17 protein-coding genes and 2 tRNA genes are annotated in these 23,295 nt (G+C 47.6%); 1 reads left to right on the top strand and 18 read right to left on the bottom strand.

Annotated features, from left to right (window positions below; genetic code table 11):
- Nucleotide 1: 1 nt before the first annotated feature.
- The 12 genes from drmA to raiA all read right to left on the bottom strand — a co-directional run bounded on the left by drmA (nucleotide 2) and on the right by raiA (nucleotide 17,941).
- Complete coding sequence (gene drmA, locus QBE55_07960; protein ID WZL77508.1) at nucleotides 2-3,313, bottom strand: DISARM system helicase DrmA; 3,312 nt, start codon at nucleotides 3,311-3,313, stop codon at nucleotides 2-4.
- The gene (locus QBE55_07955; protein WZL77507.1) at nucleotides 3,313-5,955 is read right to left on the bottom strand and encodes a DEAD/DEAH box helicase family protein; all 2,643 of its coding nucleotides are present in this window, start codon (nucleotides 5,953-5,955) and stop codon (nucleotides 3,313-3,315) included. Before QBE55_07955 ends, drmA begins: the two co-directional genes overlap by 1 nt.
- A complete protein-coding gene (locus tag QBE55_07950) occupies nucleotides 5,956-7,569 on the bottom strand; it encodes a site-specific DNA-methyltransferase (protein ID WZL77506.1) in 1,614 nt (537 codons plus the stop codon).
- A gap of 12 nt (nucleotides 7,570-7,581) precedes the next feature.
- Nucleotides 7,582-10,200, bottom strand: a complete 2,619-nt coding sequence (gene drmD / locus QBE55_07945) for a DISARM system SNF2-like helicase DrmD (GenBank protein WZL77505.1) — start codon at nucleotides 10,198-10,200, stop codon at nucleotides 7,582-7,584.
- The gene (locus QBE55_07940; GenBank protein WZL77504.1) at nucleotides 10,190-11,476 is read right to left on the bottom strand and encodes a DNA cytosine methyltransferase; all 1,287 of its coding nucleotides are present in this window, start codon (nucleotides 11,474-11,476) and stop codon (nucleotides 10,190-10,192) included. Before QBE55_07940 ends, drmD begins: the two co-directional genes overlap by 11 nt.
- A 49-nt stretch (nucleotides 11,477-11,525) precedes the next feature.
- Nucleotides 11,526-11,705 carry a helix-turn-helix domain-containing protein gene (locus tag QBE55_07935; protein WZL79896.1) on the bottom strand — a complete coding sequence of 60 codons (180 nt, stop codon included), beginning with the start codon at nucleotides 11,703-11,705 and terminating at the stop codon, nucleotides 11,526-11,528.
- A gap of 230 nt (nucleotides 11,706-11,935) precedes the next feature.
- Nucleotides 11,936-12,011, bottom strand: a tRNA-Ala gene (locus QBE55_07930).
- 44 nt (nucleotides 12,012-12,055) lie between these two features.
- Nucleotides 12,056-12,134, bottom strand: a tRNA-Ala gene (locus QBE55_07925).
- A gap of 147 nt (nucleotides 12,135-12,281) precedes the next feature.
- Nucleotides 12,282-13,292 (bottom strand): type I glyceraldehyde-3-phosphate dehydrogenase, encoded by a 1,011-nt coding sequence (gap, locus tag QBE55_07920; protein WZL77503.1) that lies wholly within the window; start codon nucleotides 13,290-13,292, stop codon nucleotides 12,282-12,284.
- A 113-nt stretch (nucleotides 13,293-13,405) separates the two neighbouring features.
- Nucleotides 13,406-14,507 (bottom strand): peptide chain release factor 2 gene (gene prfB / locus QBE55_07915; protein WZL77502.1). Its coding sequence is split into 2 segments (ribosomal slippage): nucleotides 13,406-14,431 and nucleotides 14,433-14,507, totalling 1,101 coding nucleotides; the frame shifts between segments, so codons are not numbered across the junction.
- 77 nt (nucleotides 14,508-14,584) lie between these two features.
- Nucleotides 14,585-17,275: a preprotein translocase subunit SecA gene (secA, locus tag QBE55_07910; protein ID WZL77501.1), complete on the bottom strand. Its 2,691-nt coding sequence runs from the start codon at nucleotides 17,273-17,275 to the stop codon at nucleotides 14,585-14,587.
- A 123-nt stretch (nucleotides 17,276-17,398) separates the two neighbouring features.
- The gene (gene raiA / locus QBE55_07905) at nucleotides 17,399-17,941 is read right to left on the bottom strand and encodes a ribosome-associated translation inhibitor RaiA (GenBank protein ID WZL77500.1); all 543 of its coding nucleotides are present in this window, start codon (nucleotides 17,939-17,941) and stop codon (nucleotides 17,399-17,401) included.
- A gap of 265 nt (nucleotides 17,942-18,206) precedes the next feature.
- On the opposite strand from raiA, the gene QBE55_07900 reads away from it, so the two are divergent.
- On the top strand, nucleotides 18,207-18,380 hold the full coding sequence (locus tag QBE55_07900; protein ID WZL77499.1) for an aspartyl-phosphate phosphatase Spo0E family protein: 174 nt from the start codon (nucleotides 18,207-18,209) through the stop codon (nucleotides 18,378-18,380).
- Between the two features lie 25 nt (nucleotides 18,381-18,405).
- On the opposite strand, the gene QBE55_07895 is transcribed toward QBE55_07900, so the two are convergent.
- The 6 genes from QBE55_07895 to QBE55_07870 all read right to left on the bottom strand — a co-directional run bounded on the left by QBE55_07895 (nucleotide 18,406) and on the right by QBE55_07870 (nucleotide 23,242).
- Nucleotides 18,406-18,993 carry a hypothetical protein gene (locus QBE55_07895; GenBank protein ID WZL77498.1) on the bottom strand — a complete coding sequence of 196 codons (588 nt, stop codon included), beginning with the start codon at nucleotides 18,991-18,993 and terminating at the stop codon, nucleotides 18,406-18,408.
- Between the two features lie 10 nt (nucleotides 18,994-19,003).
- Nucleotides 19,004-19,726, bottom strand: coding sequence for an amino acid ABC transporter ATP-binding protein (locus QBE55_07890; protein WZL77497.1), 723 nt, complete (start codon nucleotides 19,724-19,726; stop codon nucleotides 19,004-19,006).
- Nucleotides 19,719-20,411: an amino acid ABC transporter permease gene (locus tag QBE55_07885; protein WZL77496.1), complete on the bottom strand. Its 693-nt coding sequence runs from the start codon at nucleotides 20,409-20,411 to the stop codon at nucleotides 19,719-19,721. Before QBE55_07885 ends, QBE55_07890 begins: the two co-directional genes overlap by 8 nt.
- Nucleotides 20,412-20,448: 37 nt before the next feature.
- Complete coding sequence (locus QBE55_07880) at nucleotides 20,449-21,225, bottom strand: transporter substrate-binding domain-containing protein (GenBank protein WZL77495.1); 777 nt, start codon at nucleotides 21,223-21,225, stop codon at nucleotides 20,449-20,451.
- A 477-nt stretch (nucleotides 21,226-21,702) separates the two neighbouring features.
- Nucleotides 21,703-21,981, bottom strand: a complete 279-nt coding sequence (locus QBE55_07875; protein ID WZL77494.1) for a zinc-ribbon domain containing protein — start codon at nucleotides 21,979-21,981, stop codon at nucleotides 21,703-21,705.
- A 517-nt stretch (nucleotides 21,982-22,498) separates the two neighbouring features.
- The gene (locus QBE55_07870) at nucleotides 22,499-23,242 is read right to left on the bottom strand and encodes a ComF family protein (protein ID WZL77493.1); all 744 of its coding nucleotides are present in this window, start codon (nucleotides 23,240-23,242) and stop codon (nucleotides 22,499-22,501) included.
- Between the last annotated feature and the right edge of the window lie 53 nt (nucleotides 23,243-23,295).

The following is a 23,295-nucleotide window of genomic DNA, read 5'->3' as shown; positions in this document are numbered from 1 at the left end:
TTCATTCCTCCGTGTAATAAAACATATTTGCAGAACTCTCAACTTCACGCATGGAACGCAAAGTAGCTTTCTCGTTATCATTGCTCGGAAGTTCATAGGGATTCATCAACCTGCTGTACCTGTCAGTCTTCACGACATAGTAACGAAGCGGCTTTGTCTGTGCAGCCTGCAGTTTCCACCAGTCGATAAACCGGTCTATTTCCTCTTCGGCATCTGCCTTGGCAGACGGCTTAATGATATTCAGCCTGTCGATGATCAGCTTTTTCACCGAGTCAAGCTGTTCATCAGATAACGATCCAATATCAGCCGCATCAGCATTGTCTGCCATTTCAGGATAGCTAAGCCGTATTGCAGAGATTACTAGGGCATGCATGACACGATCCCTTGCTCTGGCAGAGAAAGGAGTCGCAGTTGTGCCCTCCACGAATCTGTAAATCTGGGAATGATAACCTGTAAAATTCTCGTAATGTGACAAATCACGCGGCCGGTATGCGTTGTACAGGGTGACCACCAATCCGGGAAAAGCACGACCGATACGGCTTGTCGCCTGGATGTATTCTGAATTCTGCTTAGGCTGACCGGTAACGACCATAAGTCCCAGACGATCAACATCCATACCGACAGCAATCATGTTTGTGGCGACGGCAGTATCAAGACAATCCCTTGACTCGTATGTAGTCTCAAGCTGATTGAGCTTCTCCGGGATTTTATACGATGACATGCGTGATGTTATTTCCACGTTGCGGTTGAGATAACGCTGCTTGTCCAAATGATATTTGTTCTTGATCCTGTATATTCTCTTCGGAATATCGTCCTGGAGAAGCCTCACGGCACCGCCAAGCTCACGGATACTGTTGAAATACCCGACAAGGGAATAATAGGGGTCAATCACATCTTTATATTTTTCCTGCAGGGAGAACGTGTATGCTGCCTGAAGGATAATTGCGTATACCCTTAACAATGCTGTTTTCACTGACTGACCGGGAGCGCAGACACCCACATATTTTCTGAAAGGATCATCTTTAACGGGTATCTCCTTAATAAAGAAGCTGTCACCGATCTCAAATCCGTTAGGCGGGAACTGGGTGGTATTCCTCCTGGCATAAAGACACTTTGTCTGTGCCTCTGCATTTTTAATTGTGGCTGTCGAAACCACGTACTTCGGCTTTATCCCGTCATGCGTGCACATATCTTCGATAATGGTCTCATATGCACCGTACACCGTTCCAAGAGGGCCGGTGATAAGATGGAGCTCGTCCTGAATAATAAGTTCCGGCGGAAGGAACGGCCGTACATTCGTCAGTGTTGATGCCGTCCTGTTGTGCTTACTGTGCGCTGCACCGTAAGCCACATATCCGTCGCGGCTGCATTTGCGGTCAATGCGGCCAAACAGGGCGTTTGTGCTGACATCCCATGGCAGTCTTGCAAATTTATCCACAGTAGACAAAATGATGGTTGGACATTTGGAATATATTTCTTCATCCACCAGATACACAGGAATCGGAATCCGGTCATTTCTGTACTTGTAAAATTTGCAGTCCCGGTCAGAACAATAAATATCAATGGACTTTCTGTCCGGATCAATGTAAAAGTTGTCTTCCTTGAGAGGATTTCCGCAGAACGGGCAGGTGAGAAGCTGCTTGTACACGTGATTCCTTGCGCTTCTTGCTGCGTAAGGGTTATCCGGCTTTTCATTGAATTCATCAAATTTATTCGGAGTAACTCCATCTCCGACCCAGAAGCCGATACTGATAGGTTCCCTGCCGTACATCGGATATGCCTGGCGGCGTATCATTTCTGCGGCAAGCACCATCTTTGTAATACGATCTCTCTGCTGTGTGGTCAGCAGACGGAGCGTGTACCTCAGAATAATGGTCACGCCTCCGTCGAGGTTATATTTATCGCCTTCGCCGGCACGGAGCCGTCTGTTTGCGATGACAAACGCCATGAGACCGAGATAGGCTTCCGTTTTGCCGCCGCCTGTTGGAAAATAGAGGAGATCCACAACTTCACGGTCGTGGTGTCTGGGATCAACGATGCCTGCAAGGTTCATAAGAATAAAAGCAATCTGGAACGGACGCCATCCGAAATTGTTCTCAGGTTTCCTTGGATCGATAAAGTCCTGAAAATTGCATTCAATACCTGCACCGTGCTTCTTGGAGTAATTCTTGATGCTGTTCTGAAGAAATATAACACGGTTCATGAAGCAGAAGGCTTCGAACGAGGTATCGTCCGATTCAATGATATGTATTCCTTCACGAATTCGCCTCAATGCGTCCCTGCACCTGGATATAACCTTGTTGCCGATTTTATCGCTGAAACCGGTATCATCCATTTTTGCGTTCCCGGCTAATTCCTTATTTATCCAGTGCTCATAAGAGTCTGCGAGTGTGTTGAGTTTCCCAATGGTTTGGGCCTTTTTTGATTTCACAGACATCAGGCAGGTGGAAAAGTAAAATTTGTCAAAACCATCAAGTGCGGCGCTGACTCCGGGAAATTCGTATTCAGGTATAAAGTCGGATTTCACATAAGTGGTTCTACCGTCAACAGGGTCTTCCCATACCACCGCACATCCGCGTCCGCATCCCATAATTGGACGCTGTTCGAAATAAAACTCATCTGCAGCAAGTATTTTTCTGCAGATATGTTCTGCAATAAAAGCAGCTGAACCGTCTTCCGAATACGCCTTGATTCCCACTTGGAACATGATTGCTTCCGCACTGTTTGCCGGATTGCTTCTCTTGTTAATGACATAAGCCGTTACGAGAGAATAGCCGCCTTTCAGAGAAATGCGGGAAGCATGGACATGAACATTCGAATCGCAGACAAGTTGGTAATCCTTCGTACGCGTAAATTCTCGGAAATTGATTCGCAATGTTTCATTCATTGGATGCCGGGTGTAAACTGCACGGCTGTGTTCTTTCCCGTCCTTACCAGTGTACTTTTCGGATGACTTTGCATAGTCTCCCCAGTTTATATCCAGATTAATGCTTTTTGTATCGCTCTGTATATAGAAACTGATTCCGATTGATGAGGGTAGCTGGAAATGAGTTGTGGAAACCGGTTCATTATCATCGTCTTCACCGGCAGTAAAATCCTCACCATCCTCGTAGGCGATATCTGTATCGACTTCCTGTTCGCCAGCACTGGATGAATTATTATCTTTATTCTGTGAATCAAGCATGCCGACAAGATATGCATACCTTGGGTTCTCATCCAGAACCTCATTTTCAGACTTGGGTCCGATGAGATCGGTTCTTATGGCATCTATGATTTTCTGTCTGACTTCTGAATATTTGAATCTGTCAGCCATTATGATTCCTCCTTCACTGCGTGGGCGGTGCCAAGCGTATACTTGCAGGTGTTCCCGGGATGTATATTATCATCCGATATAAGCTTGTACTCCCATTTTTTATGGTCCGGGTCGGCTGTTGATGCAAACCGGCACCATTTGGTTCCTTCCCTGGCTTTTGAGATAACCTCTTCTGAATTCACCTCGTTTAAGGCCTTGACCTCGACCATGAATTTACCGGAGAAAGTTTCCACCAGAAAATCCGGGTTATACTGCTGACCTGCCTTCCAGAACAGACCGAGCTGGTTCAGCGGAGGTTTTATCCAGCGTATGACATCCGGGTCTTCCTCCAGAATGATGGAGAACAACCTTTCCGTGTCACTGTCAAAGGCGTTCGAAGGATAATAGGACTTCTTATAGCCTGTAAACAGATATTGTTTGATATTGCTCTTGTCGGAGAACGGCTTGTCGAATCTTACTTTGCCATCCTCTTTGACATTCTTCACAAATTTGCGGAACAGAATCAGATCCTTCTGAATAATGTGGATATCCTGCGTCGTTTTGTCCATATGCTCATAAATCTGCTGGCGGATGTCAGAGACAATCAGAGTGGCATAGCGGCGGACGATTCTGCGTTTGTCCTCCTCGTCACCCGGAATCTGGCTGAGATATTGTTCCACTACATCAATAACGAAGTCAGCGTCGTCATAAGACAGTTCGCTGATTAAATCCAGCAGCATACAGGCGAGCGTGTTCAGCGAATCGTTGACCTCAAGTATCTGGGCGTCGACAGCTGTCAGAAGCTGCTGGTTGACGGCGTCGAAACGCTCGATTTTTGCCATTGCCACTTCAAAATCAGGTATTGTGCGTTTAACTTCAAAACGGTTGAATTTCACCTCCGAGGTCGTTTGCACGAGAATCTTGGGGACAGAGATTGCCTTGGCGGAATATTCTTTCACAGCCTTCACAAATTCCTCTTTGCTCAAAGGCTGCTTACCTGATTTCAGGGAAGTCTGCGGCTGTGAAAGGGCAGTATCTTCTGTTGGCGTATTATCTGGTTCCACGCCGGGAATGAAGTCGGATATCGACATCTGATTATCGTTTTCCGGCTTTGTTTTGCGCTGGGAAGCCATGAATGTTTTGACGTATTCCTGATAGATTTCAAGCTGCGTCTTTGTAGTGCTCACTTCAGCAAAAGTCTTTACGCCGGACGCGGTCATGGCAACGTCAAACAGAGTAAGCTGTCCGTCGTCAACGGAACTGGAAACATCCACTGACTCTATCGGCTCGACAGCTGTCTTATCAAGGTCACGGTAACGGAAGATATCACTGCTTTTGATTTCATCAACAAGTTCCCTGTAGTGGTCATGCGCCACAATATCGAGCGTGTCGAGGTCTTCATTGCCTGTTTGTTCGCCGAACGGAAGTCTCAGACCGCGGCCTATTGTCTGCATAGCCAGAATATCACTCTTTGCGGCATTCAGCGGGATAATGGTGAACAGATTGTTGACATCCCAGCCTTCCTTCAACTTATATACGTGCAGAACAATCTCCACCGGGTTAGCGTTGCTTTCTATGGAGAGCAGAAGACGGATGTTTTCATCTGACTCCTCACCGGTCTGCTTGGAGTGAATTTCTATTACCTTACCCTTGTATTTACCATTCTGGAAATCGTCACTGTCTATGAGGGCACGGATTTTCTTGGCATGGTCGGTGTCCTTACAGGCAATCAGTACAATAGGTTTCACATAATCCAGTCCGTTGTCGCTGCAATATTGTTTCAAAACGGTCTTGCGGTGTTCATGAAGGGTAAGACCATCACGGATCTTCATTTCCTCAATATCATTCTGGCTGTAACCCGCCATGTTTGAGCGGCCCATAACGACAGGAATCTTGAGGTATCCTTCGACAGCGCCTCTTGCAAGATCATAAGCGTATATGACATTGGATGTTGACTTTGGCGTGGCGGTGAATTCAAGTCCGAGAACAGGCTTCAGATAATTGATGGCTTTCATGGAAGCGGGAGCATAGTAGCGGTGAGCCTCGTCCATGCATATCACAAGGTCATCAAACTGCGCCAGCACATCCGCAAAGGAAGCGCCGAGCGTTTCCTTAAACTTGTGGAAATTGAACTGCACATCCGTCTTACTGTTGAATATCTTTCCGATATTAAAAATGAAGAGTTGTATCTCGGAGGCCTTTTCTATACTCAGCGTCATCTGCTCAAATTTCACGGGATATGTATCGTAATTCTCGCCGTCATAAACTTTCGGCTTTCCCATTTCCGATTCAAGCCCCTTGAAGATATACTTCGGATGATTCGGATTGGATTCCTTGCGGAACTTGTCATAAATCGTACTGCCGGGGGCGAGGATGAAGAAATGCTTATATCCCTTTGTTTTGTACAGGTAATAGATGCACGCTCCCATAAGACGTGTTTTCCCTATGCCGGTGGCCATTGCATAGCAGAAAGAAGGAAAGTTAAATTCCGATTGAATCCTGCGCTGTTTTTCACAGTATTCAGTTGCGGCTTTCTCAACGGTTTCCTTATTGGCTTTCTTGTAATCACAATGAGAGCTGATGGCGTCGAGGTAGGAGAGCGCTTCCTCCTGTGGAGTCCTCAGACTCATCGCATACTTGATTTTTTTCACTATGTCTGACATTTATTCTGCCTCGCTTTCAAAATCGCACTTTTCCAGAAGGTCTTTCGGTATTTTCTTTACCTCAATGTTATCGGGCAGAATCATGTCCGACTGAATCTTCGTGCCGTATATCAGAAGGGACTGCCCGTCGGCAAGTCTGGCTGACAGCGATTTGACATATCCGGCATTCACGAATTCCCTGGTTATGTGGATAAACCGCTTCTCGGAAGAGTGTCCGTGGAAGACATCCTCCGGCTTGTATTTAAATCCCTCAATCTTGCAGATAGCCTCGCAGAGCATTTCAAAGGTGTAGGACGGGTTTATCTGGTAAACCGGAAGCTTGTCGTTTTTCACGAGCAAGCTATCGGCAAGTTCGTAGAAATGGTAACCACCGCCACCTTGCCAGTGGACGTCTTTAGAGATACCTGTCTTATCGCCATTTATGACATTATCCATACGCACTTTGCAAAGTGTATAAGCGTGTTCTCCAAACTCTATCCCTATCCATTTTCTTTGCATTTTGTGTGCTGTAGCTATGGTGGAGCCACTTCCGAGAAAAGAATCCAATACCCAATCACCTTTGTTGGAAAAGAAACGAATTATCATTTCAAGTAATTCTTCCGGTTTCTTGCCTCCTCGAAATTCAACTCCGCCTTCTTGTCTACAGTTCCCGAAATTTCCTGCAAGGTCATAAAACCCATTTATTGGATTCTTACGTTTAACAGCGTCAGATTCCAATTTGTCTACAGGGACGCCTTGGTAATACTTACCTTTTGTTGCACCTTGACGTTTGGGACCAGTGAAATATCTATAATCATATCTGTCATCTCCAATACCATAAACTTTATACATTACGCCATAGCCATCTTCTTTATATCTTCCAGATAAATAATCTCTAAAAAAGCGCCCAGAAGAGTTGCCATCGAGAATTGTTCCTGTTGCCCATATTTCTTTTAACCCGTATTCGTCTCCTTCTTCCTTGGCCTCGATAGTATACTCGTCTTTAGTGAAAATCCGAACTTTCTTTCCTCCAATAGTGGTTTCTTGACCACATCCGCTTTCATGAATTTGGTATATAAATTTCTCAAAACCGACCTCATCATAATCAAAGTTAGGAACAGCTTCTGGTCTTTTCCTATAAACAAAAATCTGTTCAATCTCTTTATGAAAGTCCATATCTGACTTTAATGTTTTATCAGGGTATCGAACCCGGATATATAATGTAGTTAAATAATTTGATCGTCCAAATATTTCATCGAGAACGACTTTCAAATAATGACTTTCAGAGTCATCAATTTGGCAGCATAAAAAGCCATCGTCTGATAGTAAATTCCATAAGAGTTCAAGTCGGCTCTTCATTAACGATAGCCAAATGCTATGTTCTACATCGTCGTCATAATATTCAAATGCGCTACCTGTGTTATATGGAGGATCTATGTATATACATTTGACCTTTCCTGCAAAGTCCTGCTGCAAAGCTTTCAGGGCAATCAAGTTGTCCCCGTGAATCAGCATGTTCTCGCTTGCCGGATCGCCGTATGATTTGCTCTTGTCCTCCAGCAGAATTCTCGGTTCGATTATTTTTTCATCATACTTGCCAACCCAGGTCAGCTCTAATTTTCCTGTTTTCTTCATATTGCGTCTCTCCTAAAATTTCAGGACAATATTAACCAGCAGTATTGGGTTAATATCGAACTGCTTGTTAAATGTTTCGATTTCCCGCCGTCCATCTTCCTGAATGGCAGAGACCTTCTTGTGAAATGTCTGCTGGAATTTCTGCAGGTGTTTCCGCTTTTCATCCGCTTCTTTCCGGATATCCACTTTTTCAAGGAAATCCGCAGCCTCTGCAGCCCGGGTCATCAGTTCATCAATTTCAGCCGACATATCCTCAATCTGGATATTCAGCTGTTCCGTCTGGATTTCAACCCAGTTTTCCACCTTGCGTTTATTATAGGCCATCTGCGGCTCCACGCTCCGGCGGTACCGGGTGGTCATTTCTTCAGTAAGCTGGTCATATATCTTCTGATATCGGCAAACTTCCTCATCAGAGGGAGTGAAATAACGGATATCGGAATCATTTGCGCCCCCTAACGCCTGAACCATTTCATTCTCAGTGAAATCGACATAGTCCCCATGTTCGTCGCAGAGTAGCAGCACAGGAAACAGGAGTTTTGCTCCGTTGCAGAATGCTCCTATAAACAAAACACCATGCGAACCCATGACATCATTGCCCCAGTTGTCGATTTTCCAGTAGTATTGCTTCCCGTCCAATTCCGGCTCGTCAAAGCCGTTCCAAAATTCAACTTCCTGCAGATACCGGGCTATATCAGCCTTTGTTTTATCCAGTGCCTGTTCCTTGGCTCCGCTGCTCTCGGTAAGAAACAGAGAGCGCAGTTCCCTGGCTTTTTTGTCCATCCTGGCGTCGAGCTTCCGGTCCAGTTTGTCAAATGCTTTCTTGAATTCCGCAGTGGTATCGCAGGTCTGGTAAATCTGCAGCACCATTTTTTCGAAGTTTGTCCCTGATTCCAAAACTCCGAGAGCTATGTCCGAGGCTCCGAACACGCCCTCGAACAGTTCAAACTTCTTTGACAGTATGTCGTAAACCCGCTGGTCAGCGGCATTCTGCGTATTCAGCAGGTTTATGGCCACTACATCATGTTGCTGTCCGTAACGGTGGCAGCGGCCGATTCTCTGCTCGATTTTCTGCGGGTTCCACGGCAGGTCGTAGTTTATCACCGTGTTGCAGAACTGCAGGTTCAGGCCTTCGGAACCTGCGTCAGTGCATATCAGAATCTTGGCGTTGTACTGGAAGTAATCCACGATTGCGTGTTTGTACTCAACACTCCGGCCGTAATTGGTCTTTCCGAAGTTCTTGACCTGCCATGTCCTGTATATTTCCTTTGTCATGGTATCGTCAAAATCCCCGTTGAAGAGAAGAACGTCCTCATCTTCATATCCTGTTTTCCGAAGCTCTGCGGCAATGTATTTCTGGGTACGCTTGGATTCGGTGAAAATAACAACCTTTTGCGGAATACCCTGTTCCTGCTGGTGATCGAAGGCTATATGTATTGCAGTTTTCAGTGCCTCGATCTTGGCATTCGTCTTAATGCGCTTTGCAACACCGATGATCAGGTTCACTTCATTGAGTTCCGCCTGTATCAGCTGCTTCTGAACAACCGTATCTTCATCCTCGGTTTCTTCAAAACCTGACTCGTCAATTTCATCCTCAACAAAGCTCCAGAACAAATCAAAGCCTTCCTGGGCGTTTGCTGACTTGCTTCCCTCACAGAGCTTCTGAAGCCTCTTCTTCAAAACTTCAAATGTCTCTATCAGAGCGAAACTGGAGGAGGCGAGGAGTTTGCGGATAACAAGAATGATAAGCCCCCGGTTTGATGTGGGAATGGAATACAGGATATCCCGTTTCAAAAAGTCATTGACTCTCTGATACAACTCCATTTCATCTTGGGAAAGCGTAAAATCAACTGTTTTACAGGTCCTTTTCTTGAAATTCATGTACTTCGCCACATCTTTGCGAAGTGTGCGATAAAGCACCGGGGATAATTCCCGCTTTAAATCCGCGTAATTCTGTCCTTCGACATAGCGCTTGTTAAACAGCTTTTCACTGCCGAAAATTCTGGGGTCTATAAAAGAAATCAGTCCGTGAAGATCTGTCAGCGAATTCTGCAAAGGCGTTGCAGTCAGCAGAATCTTTGGAATACCCTTGGAAAGGTCGTACAGGTTCTTTGTCCGCTTTGTCCCGTGAAATACATTCCTGAGATTGTGAGCCTCATCAATGATTATGAAGTCCCACTTCACATCCGGAAATCTCTTCATCAGCTTGGAAGCATAGTCATACGATGTCAGAATGATCCGCGCCTTTTCCCTGTCATTGAATCTGTCGCGCCAGCCGGAGAAATCCTTTTCGACGATGATTCTGTCGAGAATCGTTGATTCCAGTCCGAATTTCTCTTCAAGCTCAAGTTCCCACTGTTTCCGGAGGGAAGCGGGAAGAGCGATCAAAACACGTTTTGCTCCTGAATCAAGCACATATTTCAGCACAAGACCGGCTTCGATTGTTTTGCCAAGTCCTACTTCGTCCGCAAGGACAATTCCTCCAGTTTTCAGAGCTTGGATAGCTGCACAGAAAGCATTGACCTGATGAGGGTTCCGTTCTATGTTGGCATCAAGCAGGAAATGAAACGGTGAGTCCTCAAGCTCTATTTTTTTATATCTGCTGAATTGCTCGAGGAGCAGGTTACCTTCCATTGCAATCACCTTTGTGCAACTGCTCAAAAATGCCCATGGCGATTCCCTTCGCCATCAGCGGAGGGACAGCGTTGCCAATCTGAATAAACTGCGATGTTCTGGGCCCCTCAAAAAAGTAACTGTCGGGGAAAGACTGTATTCTTGCGGCTTCTCTCACCGTGATGGAGCGGTGTTGTTCAATATCCGGATGAATAAAGTAATGCCCATCCTTTGACAAGTGTGCAAGTATCGTATGGCAGCACTTCTCATCACCTTCAACCACTTTGAACCTGTCTGTGAAGGAATGCCTGTTCTTATGAGTCTTCAGTTCTTCCGGAAGATCATTGTAATTCAGACGTTTGTGACCGTCATTCCATAATTCAACGGCTCTCCGATAAATTTCTATATCGCGCTCCTTGTTGGGGCGGCAGATGTGGAGCGTCAGAATATCATCTGCAGTTCTGATGCCTGACTCGAGGACATAACGGCTTGTCTTTGTCCGGGCATATTTGTCAGAACTCTCGCCCGGATGCAGCTTTGGCAAATCGGTGAAAAGGTCATTGACAACGGCATCAGATTTGATTTTCAGGAAATCCGGATATTTCAATCCGCTTTTTTTCAGCCATCCGACGATAATTATGCGGCGTCTGTTCTGAAGGACACCGAAGGTCTGCGCATTTTGCTCATGGCATTCTATTTCGTATCCGACGCGCTTCAGATACTTCTGGATGTTCTTCCATGTAGTACCGCCGTTTGCCGATTCAATACCGATGACATTTTCAAACACAAACATGCGTGGCTGATAGCGCTTCAGGAATCTTGCATAAAGTTTGTACAGATAATTGCGCGGATCCTCAGCCATAGGAACTTCCATGTGGCTGCTCTGTGCTCTGCCAACAAGAGAGTATGCCTGGCATGGAGGACCACCAACGATGACATCAACCTTTGAAATGCCCCTGATCTTCATTATTCCGTCAATGGTTTTGAAGACAGCGGGTAAAGTATCATCGGACATGGTTTCATTGATTACGGTCTTTGTGATAGAAGCAGGAATCTGCTTCACAAATTCATCGCGTGTGATTTTGCCGCTTAAGTATTTCTTATATAAACCAAGGTTATTAGTGCTTTTTAAATAGTAGTAAGCGCTTCTTGTTTCGAGCGTCTTTGCGGCAAACTCATTCATTTCAACATGGGCAACAGGGTTAAACCCTGCCTGCAAAAAGCCTTCAGACAGACCTCCTGCGCCTGCGAAAAGATCAATGAAATTGTAATTTGACTGTATGTTATTCAAAGGCATATAGATTCCTCGTTGTTCTGTGTTATTATTTCTGAGTGCTCGTTTTTTCCTATTTATCTTCTCTACTTTCAAAGCGCGGGTCGGCAGGCTTCTGAGCATCAGGGGGCAGTAGCCAAGTCTTACCGGCCTTCATGACACCGGTAATACGTCCCTGTGAGCAAAGCAATGCTACACGCCGGGGAGAGATCCCCCACAATTTTGCAGCTTGCTTCGTCGTCAAAAAATCCATATTCAACACCTCAAGAACTATAATTTTATATATTACAGTATATTCTTTTATCTGAACAGAAGCAAGCCTCTGTGGAAAATATTTCATCTTTTCTAAATGCTTTTGTCATAACAAAAAGTGCTCTGACTACCGCACATACTCTGCGTTTCAAGAGTCATGCGTTTTGTTGGGTCACGTGTTAATCGAAATGGTATAGAAAAATCCTGTCTCATTACGAGGCAGGATTTTTGTGGTGGACCTGAACGGGATCGAACCGTCGACCTCCGCGTTGCGAACGCGGCGCTCTCCCAGCTGAGCTACAAGCCCGTATGAAATTTTAATAATAAGACAGGTTGCTGTTTTGATGGCGCTGAGCCCGATGTGGTTTTACGAACAATCCTCGACCTCTCGGATGCGAACCGAACGCTCTGCCAACTGAGCTACAGGCCCGTAACAATCTTTGTGACTTTCATATTATACCGCAGAAAATCTCAAAAGTCTACCCCAAAATTATCCTTCTCATCCTGACAGGCACCGCCGGCTGCCCGGACATCAACATTTAAAAGGCCGGAAGTTTCCTCCCGGCCTTTGGTGAACTTATTCAGCATCCACTTTGGCCATATGAACGATCAGGTCCACGACCTTGTTGGAATAGCCCCACTCATTGTCATACCATGCAATCAGTTTGACAAAGTTGGAATTCAATGCAATACCGGCCTCCGCATCAAAGATGGAGGTCCTGGGATCCGTCAGGAAATCGGAAGAAACCACCTGATCCTCCGTGTAACCCAGAATCCCCTTCATTTCATTTTCCGAAGCATGCTTCATGGCAGCTTTGATTTCATCATATGTAGCAGCCTTTTCCAACCGGCAGGTCAGATCCACAACGGATACATCGACGGTCGGAACGCGGAAGGACATACCAGTCAGCTTGCCGTTCAGCTCGGGAATAACCTTGCCGACTGCCTTCGCGGCACCAGTGGAAGATGGAATGATATTGGCAGAAGCGGCACGTCCACCTCTCCAGTCTTTTTTGGACGGACCATCCACAGTCTTCTGGGTCGCTGTGGTGGAATGTACGGTGGTCATCAGCCCTTCGGCAATGCCGAAATTGTCCTGCAGAACCTTCGCCAGAGGCGCCAGGCAGTTTGTGGTGCAGGAAGCGTTGGAAACGACCTTCATATCACTGGTATATTTGTCCTGGTTGACCCCCATGACAAACATGGGCGCATCCTTGGAAGGAGCGGAAACAACAACCTTTTTGGCACCCCCCTTGAAGTGGGCGGAAGCCTGCTCGATGGTCTTGAATACACCGGTGGACTCCACAATATACTCCGCACCGCATTTGCTCCAGGGGATCTCCTCAGGCTTCATGCATGCATATACGCTGACTTCCTGTCCGTCCACAACCAATTTACCATTTTCTGTTTTAATGTCTCCCTTGAACTGGCCATGTACGGTATCATAGCGGAGCATGTACGCCATATAGTCCAAATCAATGAAAGGATCATTAATGCCGACTACTTCAACATCAGGGTTGCCCAGAGAGGCACGGAAAACCAGGCGTCCAATCCGACCAAATCCATTAATACCAACTTTTACTTTCATATAATAACCTCCTATCGTTTTATTACGTTTTCAGTTCTTATTCTATAACACTTTTCCCCGGTTGACAAGTCTGTCCGACAAAACTGTGAAAAAAATAACATGCTGTCTGCTTCTTACTGCGACATCTGCAGATAAGCGTTGATGAACATATCCAGATCCCCGTCCATCACTGCCTGGATATTACCGGTCTCCACGTTCGTCCGATGATCCTTGACCATATTGTACGGATGAAAAACATAGGAACGAATCTGGCTTCCCCACTCTATTTTCTTCAGTTCCCCTTCTATTTCATCCTTCTTCTCCTGGTTTTCCTGCTCCTTCAGCGTCAGCAATTTGCCCCGCAGCATTTTCATGGCGGTTTCCCTGTTCTGAATCTGGGACCGCTCATTCTGACAGGTTACCACAATGCCGGTAGGCAAATGGGTAATCCGGATGGCGGAGGAGGTTTTGTTGACGTGCTGCCCGCCGGCGCCGCTGGAACGGTAGGTATCCACTCTCAGATCTTCCGGTCGGATCTCGATCGTATTGTCATCCTCCAGCTCCGGCATGACGTCCAACGACGCAAAGGAGGTGTGCCGCCGGCCGGAGGAATCAAATGGAGAGATCCGGACCAGCCGATGGACCCCTTTTTCCGCTTTCAGATAGCCATAGGCATTTTCTCCGATCACGTGAAGGGTCACACTTTTGACACCTGCTTCCTCCCCGGGCAGAAAATCCAGGGTTTTGACCTCATATTCTTTGCTCTCGCACCATCGGGTGTACATTCGGAGAAGCATGGATGTCCAGTCCATGGCTTCCGTTCCGCCGGCACCGGCATGGAGGGATACGATGGCATTGCTGGCATCATAAGGTCCTTTGAGCAGGGCGTTTAAACGCATCTTTTCCACGTCCTTCTCCAATTGCTCCACATTGCCCTGTACTTCCTCTACAACAGAGGAATCCTCCATCTCCTGCCCCAGGTCAATCAGGACTTCCGTATCTTCAAGCCTGCTTTTGGTCCGGTTATAGGACTCCAGTTTCCTTTTCAGGGACCTGGTTTCCTGATTCACCTTCTGCGAGCGTCCCAGATCATTCCAGAAATCCGGAACGTTCATCTGTTCTTCCAATTCCTCTATTCTCTGCTGACATCCAGGGATGTCAAAGTGAATCACCTACCTTTAAAAGAGTCTTCCGGACAGACTGCAGATTTTGCTTTGCTTCCTCCAGCTCTATCATATCTTCACACCTTTCCAAATTTTCATACGGCCGGGATTTCCCAATCCGGCCAATCCTTAAAACGCAATCCTTGTTTGCTACAGATTGGCACCGCAGCAATTCTTATATTTCTTCCCGCTTCCACAGGGACAGGGATCATTACGCCCGATCTTCCTGTTCCGGTTGACTGCCGGCTTTTTCGGCCCGTCCTCGCCGTGAGTGGCGGAAATGGGCTCGGCCACCTTTTCCCGTTTTGGAACATTGCTTTGCACCCGGACATGAAACAAAAGGGTTACGACTTCTTCCTGGATGTTTTTGACCATTTCCTCAAACATCTCATAGCCCTCTAATTTATACTCCTGCACAGGATCCCGCTGTCCGTATGCCCGCAGCCCAATCCCCTGCCGCAGCTGGTCCATGGCATCAATGTGGTCCATCCACTTCTGATCCACCACCCTGAGGGTAATCACCCTTTCCACTTCCCGCATCCGCTCGTTCCCGTTGACTTCTTCCTGCCTGCGGTAGACCTTTTCTGCGATTTTCATCAGCTCTTCCTTCGCAGTCGGACGGGTCAGATCATAGATCTGTTCGTCATCCGTATTGAAGGTGCCTGGCGGAATGCAGATCTTTCCGAGATAGGTCAGCAGGCCCTTCCAGTTCCAATCCCCCGGATGGCTCGCATCCCCGGCATAGGTCTCAACGGCGGAATCAATCAGGGTCGATACCATATCCATAATGCTGTCCCGCAGATTCTCCCCTTCCAGCACACTGCGCCGCTGTTTATAAATAATTTCACGCTGTGTGTTCATGACATCGTCATACTGGAGTACATTTCTGCGGATATCAAAGTTATTGCCTTCCACCCGTTTCTGCGCCTGCTCGATCTGTCCGGAAAGCAGCTTGTGCTCAATGGGCTGATCCTCCTCCATTCCCAGGGAAGAAACAATGCCCTTGATCCGATCCGATCCAAACAGCCGCATCAGGTCATCCTCCAGCGAAATGTAAAAACGGGAGGATCCCGGGTCTCCCTGACGGCCGGAACGGCCCCGGAGCTGATTGTCGATGCGCCGGCTTTCATGCCGCTCCGTACCAATAATATGCAGACCGCCCAGCTTTACGACCTGTTCCCGTTCCTGCCTTGCCTGTCTGTCATATTTCTGATAGAGGTCGGCGTAAACCTTTCGCGCCTCCAGCAGTTCTTCGTCGGTTGTCTCATTGAAACCGGTCACCTCGTTGAGCATTTCATCGGAATAGCCCTGCTGCCGCATTTCCCTCCTGGCCAGCAGCTCAGGATTGCCTCCCAGAATAATATCAGTGCCGCGTCCTGCCATATTGGTGGCGATGGTAACGGCATTATACTTTCCGGCCTGGGCAATGATCTCGGCTTCCTTTTCATGGAACTTCGCATTCAATACCTGATGGGGAATCTCCCGGCGTTTCAGCATATCGCTCAGCATTTCAGAGGTCTCAATGGAAATGGTCCCCACCAGCAGAGGTTGTCCGGTTGCATGCCGCCGGGCGATCTCCTCCACCACCGCATTGAACTTCCCTTTTTCCGTAAGATATACCACATCGTTTAAATCCTTACGGATCATGGGCATGTTGGTGGGAATGACAACAACATCCAGCCCATAAATGGATTGAAACTCATTCTCCTCCGTCTTTGCCGTACCGGTCATACCGGACAATTTATGATACATCCGAAAATAATTCTGGAACGTAATGGTGGCGAGCGTTTTGCTTTCCCGCTGAACCCTTACGTTTTCCTTTGCCTCAATGGCCTGATGCAGACCGTCACTGTAACGTCTCCCCATCATGAGACGGCCGGTAAATTCATCCACAATGATGATCTGGTCATCTTTCACCACATAATCCCGGTCCCGCTTCATCAGGACATGAGCCCGCAGTGCCTGATTGATATGGTGGGACAATTCGATATTCTCCGGATCCGCCAGGTTCTCCACGGAAAAATATTGCTCCGCCTTCTTCAAACCTCCGTCGGTCAGATTGACGGTATTGTCCTTTTCATCCTTCTCATAGTCCTGATCCGGTTTCAGGTGTACAATAAAGCGGTCCACGCGGAAATACATATCCGTGGATTTGTCGCCGGCCCCGGAAATAATCAATGGAGTACGTGCCTCATCAATCAAAATGGAATCCACTTCGTCCACAATGGCGAAATTCAGTTCCCTCTGAACCATATCCTCCCTGTAAATGACCATATTGTCTCTCAGATAATCAAATCCGAACTCATTGTTGGTACCATAGGTAATATCTGCCCCATAGCTCCGCCGCCGCTCCGCCGGCTCCATATCGTGAACTATCAGCCCAACGGAAAGGCCGAGGAACCGATGGATCTTGCCCATCCATTCACTATCCCTGCGCGCCAGATAATCGTTGACCGTAACAATATGGACCCCTTTGCCGGTCAGGGCGTTCAGATAAGCAGGCAGGGTTGAAGCCAGGGTCTTCCCTTCCCCGGTCTTCATCTCGGCAATACGCCCCTGATGCAGGACAATCCCACCGAGCATCTGTACATTGAAATGGCGCTGGCTGATGACCCGGACAGCAGCCTCCCTCACCACGGCATAAGCTTCGGGAAGCAGGCCGTCCAGGGATTCCCCGGCGCCATATCGATTTTTGAACTCCATTGTCTTGCCCTGCAGCTGCTGATCGCTCAGTGCCTTCATGGAAGGCTCAAGAGATTCTATTTTATCAACGATCTTCATCAATCGCTTTATTTCACGGTCATTGCTGTTTCCCAGCAGTCTTTTGAACAGATTCGCCACTGTTTCTCCACCTCTGCTTCCGCTCTCATTCTTTTTATTTTAACATGGAAACGGGAAGGATACAAGGATTCGCAAAAAAGTTCAAAAATCCTGAAAGCCAAAGAGGCAAAGAAACCGCTGCAGTCAGTCAAATTCCGGTTCAATCAGCCCGTATCTGCCGTCCCGCCTTTTGTATACCACATTGGTTTCTCCGCTTTCCGCATTGGTAAACACAAAAAAGCTATGTCCCAGCAAGTCCATCTGCATGAGGGCTTCCTCAACCGACATGGGCTTGACGGCAAAACGCTTGGTGCGGACAACCCTGAGCTCCCTGGCGCCATCTTCAAACAGGGGTTCATCACTGAACAGTGGCTTTTGGTCCTTAAAAGCCCCCTTGCGGAAACTCCGCTCCAATTTCGTCCGGTAACGGTGAATCTGATGTTCCAGTTTGTCCAGAACCTTATCGATGGATGCGTACATATCATCAGTGGATTCCTCTGCACGGAACAGCATTCCCTTGTACGGAATGGTAACCTCAACAATATGCCGGCTTTTTTCAACCGACAAAGTGACCTGCACTTCCGTTTCCGGTTCAAAATAGCGTTCCAGTTTCCTGACCTTTTTGTTGATCTGATTCCTCAGTGCGTCCGTGATCTCAAGATTTTTCCCACTTATAATGATCTTCATGCTGGTCAGCTCCTTTCATCCATTGTAGGTATCTATTCGACGTCAACGGAAAAATTCCTGTTTCACAGGAGAAAGCCGGCATTCTTCCGTCATTTTATTTTTACCCCATCTGCACTTTCCCAAACATTTCTATGGGATATGCCATTGCAGCATTGACATATCCTGTCGATTCTGCTGTTCTTTTGTCAGGTTCTCACTAGTTTTGCGGAAAACGACACATCGATATGAAAATATGTCAGACTATAGGCAGAAAGGAGGAGATAGATTGGAATTGAAGGAACTGGAGACCCGGATCCAGCAAAAACGTCAGGAACTGAATCAGCTGATTTCGCTCCATATGGAAGACCTGAGTTCCGACGAAATCCTCAGAATGAGCAACGAGTTGGATGGTCTCATTTCTGCCTATATTGATCTCTCCGAAAAGGGAACCAGGTCATAATGCCTGTACAGCACTGCGGTTTTCATCATGACGATACGGCATAGAATCTTATCTTTGTCTTTTCATTCAACGAATCAAATTCCTTCTGTGACAGAATCTTCTGTTCCGCTACTTGCCACCGATAATCGGATCGCTTCAGCTTCATGCGGGTATAAAGGGTTTTCGAACCATCCGTATGCATCAAATACACAAACAGCCCTCCATCCTCCGTGGGATGTGTCTTCTCACTGAGGGACAGATCCGAATGCTTTCCCGGAAAGTCAGCCGACTTCAGATTGTCTTCGGACAGGGCTTTCATGCGGGGAGCGCTCAGGCCTTTTTCTCTCATTTTTTTCGAATAGGCAGAAAGCTCCAGATTCCCTTCCAAACAACGGTTCCACAGCTGCCCTGCCTGTTCCGCCACCAGGGGAGCCTGATGTCCGACAGTAAAACGGTAATGGCCATATACTGCCCCAAAAAGTAGTACCGTTATGACCACGATGGACAAAATCCGGCAGACCGTCGGCCTTTTGCTGCCTTTCCTGAGACGGAGAAAAGTTTTCAGAAGATAGGACAGCCATGGCAAAAAGATCAGAATTCCGATCACAGTATAAACAATTCGAGCTGCTTTCATAATCCGCCTCCTACAGCACCTTGCTCAGAAAAGATCTGGTGCGGTCATTTACAGGATGATTGAAAAGGGCATCGGGAGTATTTTCCTCTGCGATAATCCCTTCGTCCATAAACAGGATCCGGTCTCCCACTTCCCGTGCAAAGGCCATTTCATGGGTTACCACAACCATGGTCATCCCTTCCAGTACCAGCTTTTTCATCACGGCCAGTACTTCGCCCACCATCTCCGGATCCAGGGCAGAAGTCGGTTCATCAAACAGCATGACCTCAGGATCCATAGCCAGCGCCCTGGCAATGGCAACCCGCTGCTTCTGTCCGCCGGAAAGCTGATTGGGATAGGCACCCACTTTATCCGACAGTCCCACCTTGTGCAGAAGTTCCACCGCTCTGCCTTTTGCCTGCCCGCGGTCCATTCCCTTTGCCCGGACCGGCCCGATGGTAATGTTATTCAATACCGTCATATGGGGAAACAGATTAAACTGCTGAAATACCATTCCCACCTTTTGCCGCAGCTTATTGATGTCCTTCTTTTGCTCCGTAAGAGAAACGCCGTCAATGAAAACCTCTCCGGAAGTGGGTTCCTCCAGCATGTTCAGGCACCTTAAAAACGTGCTTTTCCCGGAACCGCTGGGCCCGATGATGCAAACGACTTCTCCCCTGCGGACTTCATTGGTAATGCCCTTCAGTACGGAAAGGTTCCCGAAGGATTTATAAAGATCCACGACCTTAATCACTTTTCCTCATACTCCTTTCCGCTTTGTTCAGGACCATGGTCATGCATACGGTAATATACAAATAGATCACCGCGATGACCAGATAAGGCGTATAGTTTGAAAAAGTACGGCTGCGGACAATCTCCGCGCCGCGCATCAGATCATCCAAGCCAATGAAACCGGCAATAGCTGTTTCCTTCCACAAGGCAATGACCTCATTGCCCATACCGGGCAGAATGTTTTTGATCGCCTGGGGAATCACAATATAACGCATCCCCTGATAGTAGGACAGCCCGATGGAACGGGCAGCCTCCATCTGGCCCCTGTCCACAGCCTGTATCCCGGCACGGATCAATTCCGCCACATAGGCACCGCTGTTAATGCCGAATGCAATGGAAGCCACGGTGACCTTCGGCAGACCGGTGGCGGCAAATACAGCAAAATAGATGATCAGCAGCTGCACCACAACCGGCGTTCCCCGGATGATATCAACGTACTTTTCTGCAACCCCATTCAGTACCCTGTTGTTGGTCAGCCTGGTCAGTGCGATCAGCAGCCCGATGACACTGCCGATCACTGCGGCATACAATGTCAGCTGCACGGATATGCCCAGACCTTTGACAAACAGCATATAGCGATTCTCCCGGATCAGGTTGGCATAAATCTCATCGGACAGCATGGAAACGATGTTTCCCGCATACTTCATTCCCTTCACCATCTTTCCTTTCCCGGTTCTTCCCTATCTATTGAAGGAAGGAATATTCCTCGACCCATTCATCAATCCTGCTGCTGGACTGCAGCTCACTGAGTACCTCGTTTATCACCTTTTGAAGGTCCTTATCGCTCTTGCGGACCGCCATGGCATACTCTTCGTCGTCTGCTGCCTTTTCGTCCAGGACAACCAATCCGGGATTCTGTTCGGCGATCATCCGGGCAGGCAGATTGTCAATCAGCACCGCATCCAGCCGACCGTTCTTCAGATCAATGGCTGCTTCCGGGCCGTTATCAAACCGGACAACGTTTTTCGTATAATCCTCTTCCGCCACAATTGCCCCGGTCGTGCCTTTCTGTACACCAATGGCCTTGCCTTTCAGATCCTTCGCCCCCTTGATCTCCGTGTCGCCTTCCCGGACAATGATCTTCTGTACCGCCTTGAAGTATTTATCCGTAAAAAGAACCTGCTCCTCCCGATCCGGCCGTACAGTAAGACCGGCAGCGATAAAATCAACCTGCTTTGCGTTCAGGGCGTTGATCAGTCCGTCAAAGTCCATGTCCTCCACTTTCAGCTTCACGCCCAGCTTATCCGCAATCTTCTTTGCGATTTCCGCATCCACACCGATGACCTCGTCTCCCTTTCTCATCTCAAAGGGCGGAAAGGCCGCATTGGTGCCCAGGACAATCTCACCCTTCTTTTTGATCTTCTCCATGGTATCCTCCGTTGTGCTGCTGCCGCAGCCGATCAGCGAAAATGCCATCGCCGACATCAGAACCAGGACAACCATCCATTTTGATTTTTTCATATCGCTTTCTCCCTTCCCCCTACAACTTCTTTTTGCCGCCTCCGAATGTCAGGTCTATTATAAACTAATATTTATAATATTTCAATGCATAAATATAAATAAATTTTTCTTGCAATTTTTTTCATTGGCCCTGTCACCATGATGGAATTCTTTCACGGATGTGGAGATGTGGACAGTCATGCTGTGGACAATGTGGATAAAGTTGTGTATAACCTGCCGTGATGGCCTTTTATGTGTGGATAACTGGAAAATCCCTATAGGAACAGATATTCTGACAACAAAATATCTCTCTGGATTCGATGGCGACTCTGGATATTTATAGAATCCGACAAATTAAAATGGCATAAAAAATGCAAATGTCAAACGATTCCCAAAGCTCTGCAATGAACAGACAAATAAAAAAGCCCCGGAACAAACGTCCGGGGCGATTTGACCAATCCTCTTCCATGTTGACATAAGGATCCCTTGGCTCGGGGATTACCTTCTCCTGGCTTGATAACAAGCATTGCAGTATATTGGTCTGTCATTTCTGGGTTCAAAGGGTACCTGAGTCGGAGCTCCGCACTCTGCGCAAATCGCATCGTACATCTGTCGGTTGCCGCCATTGGACCTTTTGTTCTTGCGTTCATCACGGCAACTCTTGCAGCGGGCCGGCTCATTCTGGAAACCCTTTTCTGCATAGAATTCCTGCTCACCGGCAGTGAATACAAACTCCTGGCCGCATTCCTTGCAGACTAACGTTTTGTCTTCGAACATGGATTGAATCCCCTCGCTTTATATAAGATATGACTGCTCTTATCTTAGCTGACCTGGTCTTTGCCCCCACACCCGCCGTCAGGAAGTCTCGCTCAGGGAATAACCCCTCCCACTACTGCTTCTCACTATATTTTTGAAGAGAAGAACTTTCAGGACAGTGCCAAATTCGGAACCTGCGTCTGCTCCATGAGTCGTAAGAATAAACCATGAGGACAGGAAATCAATGTTCGAAAACTGGAAACCACCGTGAATATCTGTCAACAAAACTATAGGCCGGACTTGCCTCTAAGCCGCACCATGATCATCGGAATTTTTCCGACTTACGTGGATCGTTTCGCCTGCGACTGGCATCGATTTTCAACCACAGACCTAAGAAAAGAACTCTGCTTTCATTATAACCCTATAATTGCCAGATAGCAATAGTTATAGCACAAATTACAAAATTAAAATGCATTTTAATTTATATATACCAACGGTTGAGTAAAACTGCCTGACAGCAATGGCAATGCCGCTGTTTTCATACATTTCGTCCCGTGGCAATGGTGAGCAGATAAATTCCTTTGGCTCCGGCCCGCCGCAGTACACGGCTGCAGCTGTCTGCCGTAGCTCCCGTAGTGTACACGTCGTCGATCAGCAGGATGCTTTTGCCCCGGATGGGTACCGGGTCCTTCACGATAAAGGCGTTTTTCAGATTTTCCGCCCTTTGCCGCCGGTTGAATCCGGTCTGGGTTTTCGTATCGATATTGCGGATCAGCACCTGGTCCATACAGGGAATGCCAAGATGTCCGGAAATGGAGTCTCCCAGCAGGACCGACTGGTTGAAGCCCCGGGACCGCAGCCTGTTTTTGTGCAGCGGTACCGGAACAATCCCATCGGCCTGCCAGCCGGACTCCCGCAGCAACTCCGACAGAAAGAAACCAAAAGTCCGGCTCAGACTGAACTCTTTTCCATATTTATATCGATGAATCAGTTCCCTTACTGACAGGGAAAATTCAAATACCGACAGGGCCTGATCAAAATCATGAGAATACCTCCGGCAGTCCGGACAATACCTTTGCTCCGTCACCTTCGTCCCTTCCGTTTCCTCCAGGGGTTTTCCACAGACCGAACACCTCGGCTCCCGGATAAAGGGCAAAAACTCCAGACAATTGCTGCAGATCCCCTGAACGGCATCCTTTTCCAGAGGCTGCCCGCAAAGAACGCAGTCCATGCGGGGATAAATCATATCCAGCACAGCATCCAGCAGCGGCCTCCAGTTCATGCGCTTCCGCATCCGCTTTACAAGCAGGGCAGATGCCTTTCCCCTCCCTTTTC

The sequence above is a fragment of the Eubacteriales bacterium mix99 genome, from assembly GCA_038396605.1.
Lineage (GTDB): Bacteria > Bacillota > Clostridia > Caldicoprobacterales > DTU083 > UBA4874.
Note: the sequence above shows the minus strand (reverse complement) of the source record. Positions and strands in the feature narration are given on the sequence as shown.

Coding starts and splice junctions, on each gene's coding strand:
- QBE55_07870 (WZL77493.1), bottom strand. CDS start 23,242: ATGAACTGGAGGCCGCTGCTGGATGCTGTGCTGGATATGATTTATCCC.
- QBE55_07935 (WZL79896.1), bottom strand. CDS start 11,705: ATGGATTTTTTGACGACGAAGCAAGCTGCAAAATTGTGGGGGATCTCT.
- raiA (WZL77500.1), bottom strand. CDS start 17,941: ATGAAGATCATTATAAGTGGGAAAAATCTTGAGATCACGGACGCACTG.
- QBE55_07940 (WZL77504.1), bottom strand. CDS start 11,476: ATGCCTTTGAATAACATACAGTCAAATTACAATTTCATTGATCTTTTC.
- QBE55_07880 (WZL77495.1), bottom strand. CDS start 21,225: ATGAAAAAATCAAAATGGATGGTTGTCCTGGTTCTGATGTCGGCGATG.
- QBE55_07885 (WZL77496.1), bottom strand. CDS start 20,411: ATGAAGTATGCGGGAAACATCGTTTCCATGCTGTCCGATGAGATTTAT.
- drmD (WZL77505.1), bottom strand. CDS start 10,200: ATGGAAGGTAACCTGCTCCTCGAGCAATTCAGCAGATATAAAAAAATA.
- QBE55_07950 (WZL77506.1), bottom strand. CDS start 7,569: ATGAAGAAAACAGGAAAATTAGAGCTGACCTGGGTTGGCAAGTATGAT.
- QBE55_07955 (WZL77507.1), bottom strand. CDS start 5,955: ATGTCAGACATAGTGAAAAAAATCAAGTATGCGATGAGTCTGAGGACT.
- QBE55_07895 (WZL77498.1), bottom strand. CDS start 18,993: ATGAAAGCAGCTCGAATTGTTTATACTGTGATCGGAATTCTGATCTTT.
- gap (WZL77503.1), bottom strand. CDS start 13,292: ATGAAAGTAAAAGTTGGTATTAATGGATTTGGTCGGATTGGACGCCTG.
- drmA (WZL77508.1), bottom strand. CDS start 3,313: ATGGCTGACAGATTCAAATATTCAGAAGTCAGACAGAAAATCATAGAT.
- QBE55_07875 (WZL77494.1), bottom strand. CDS start 21,981: ATGTTCGAAGACAAAACGTTAGTCTGCAAGGAATGCGGCCAGGAGTTT.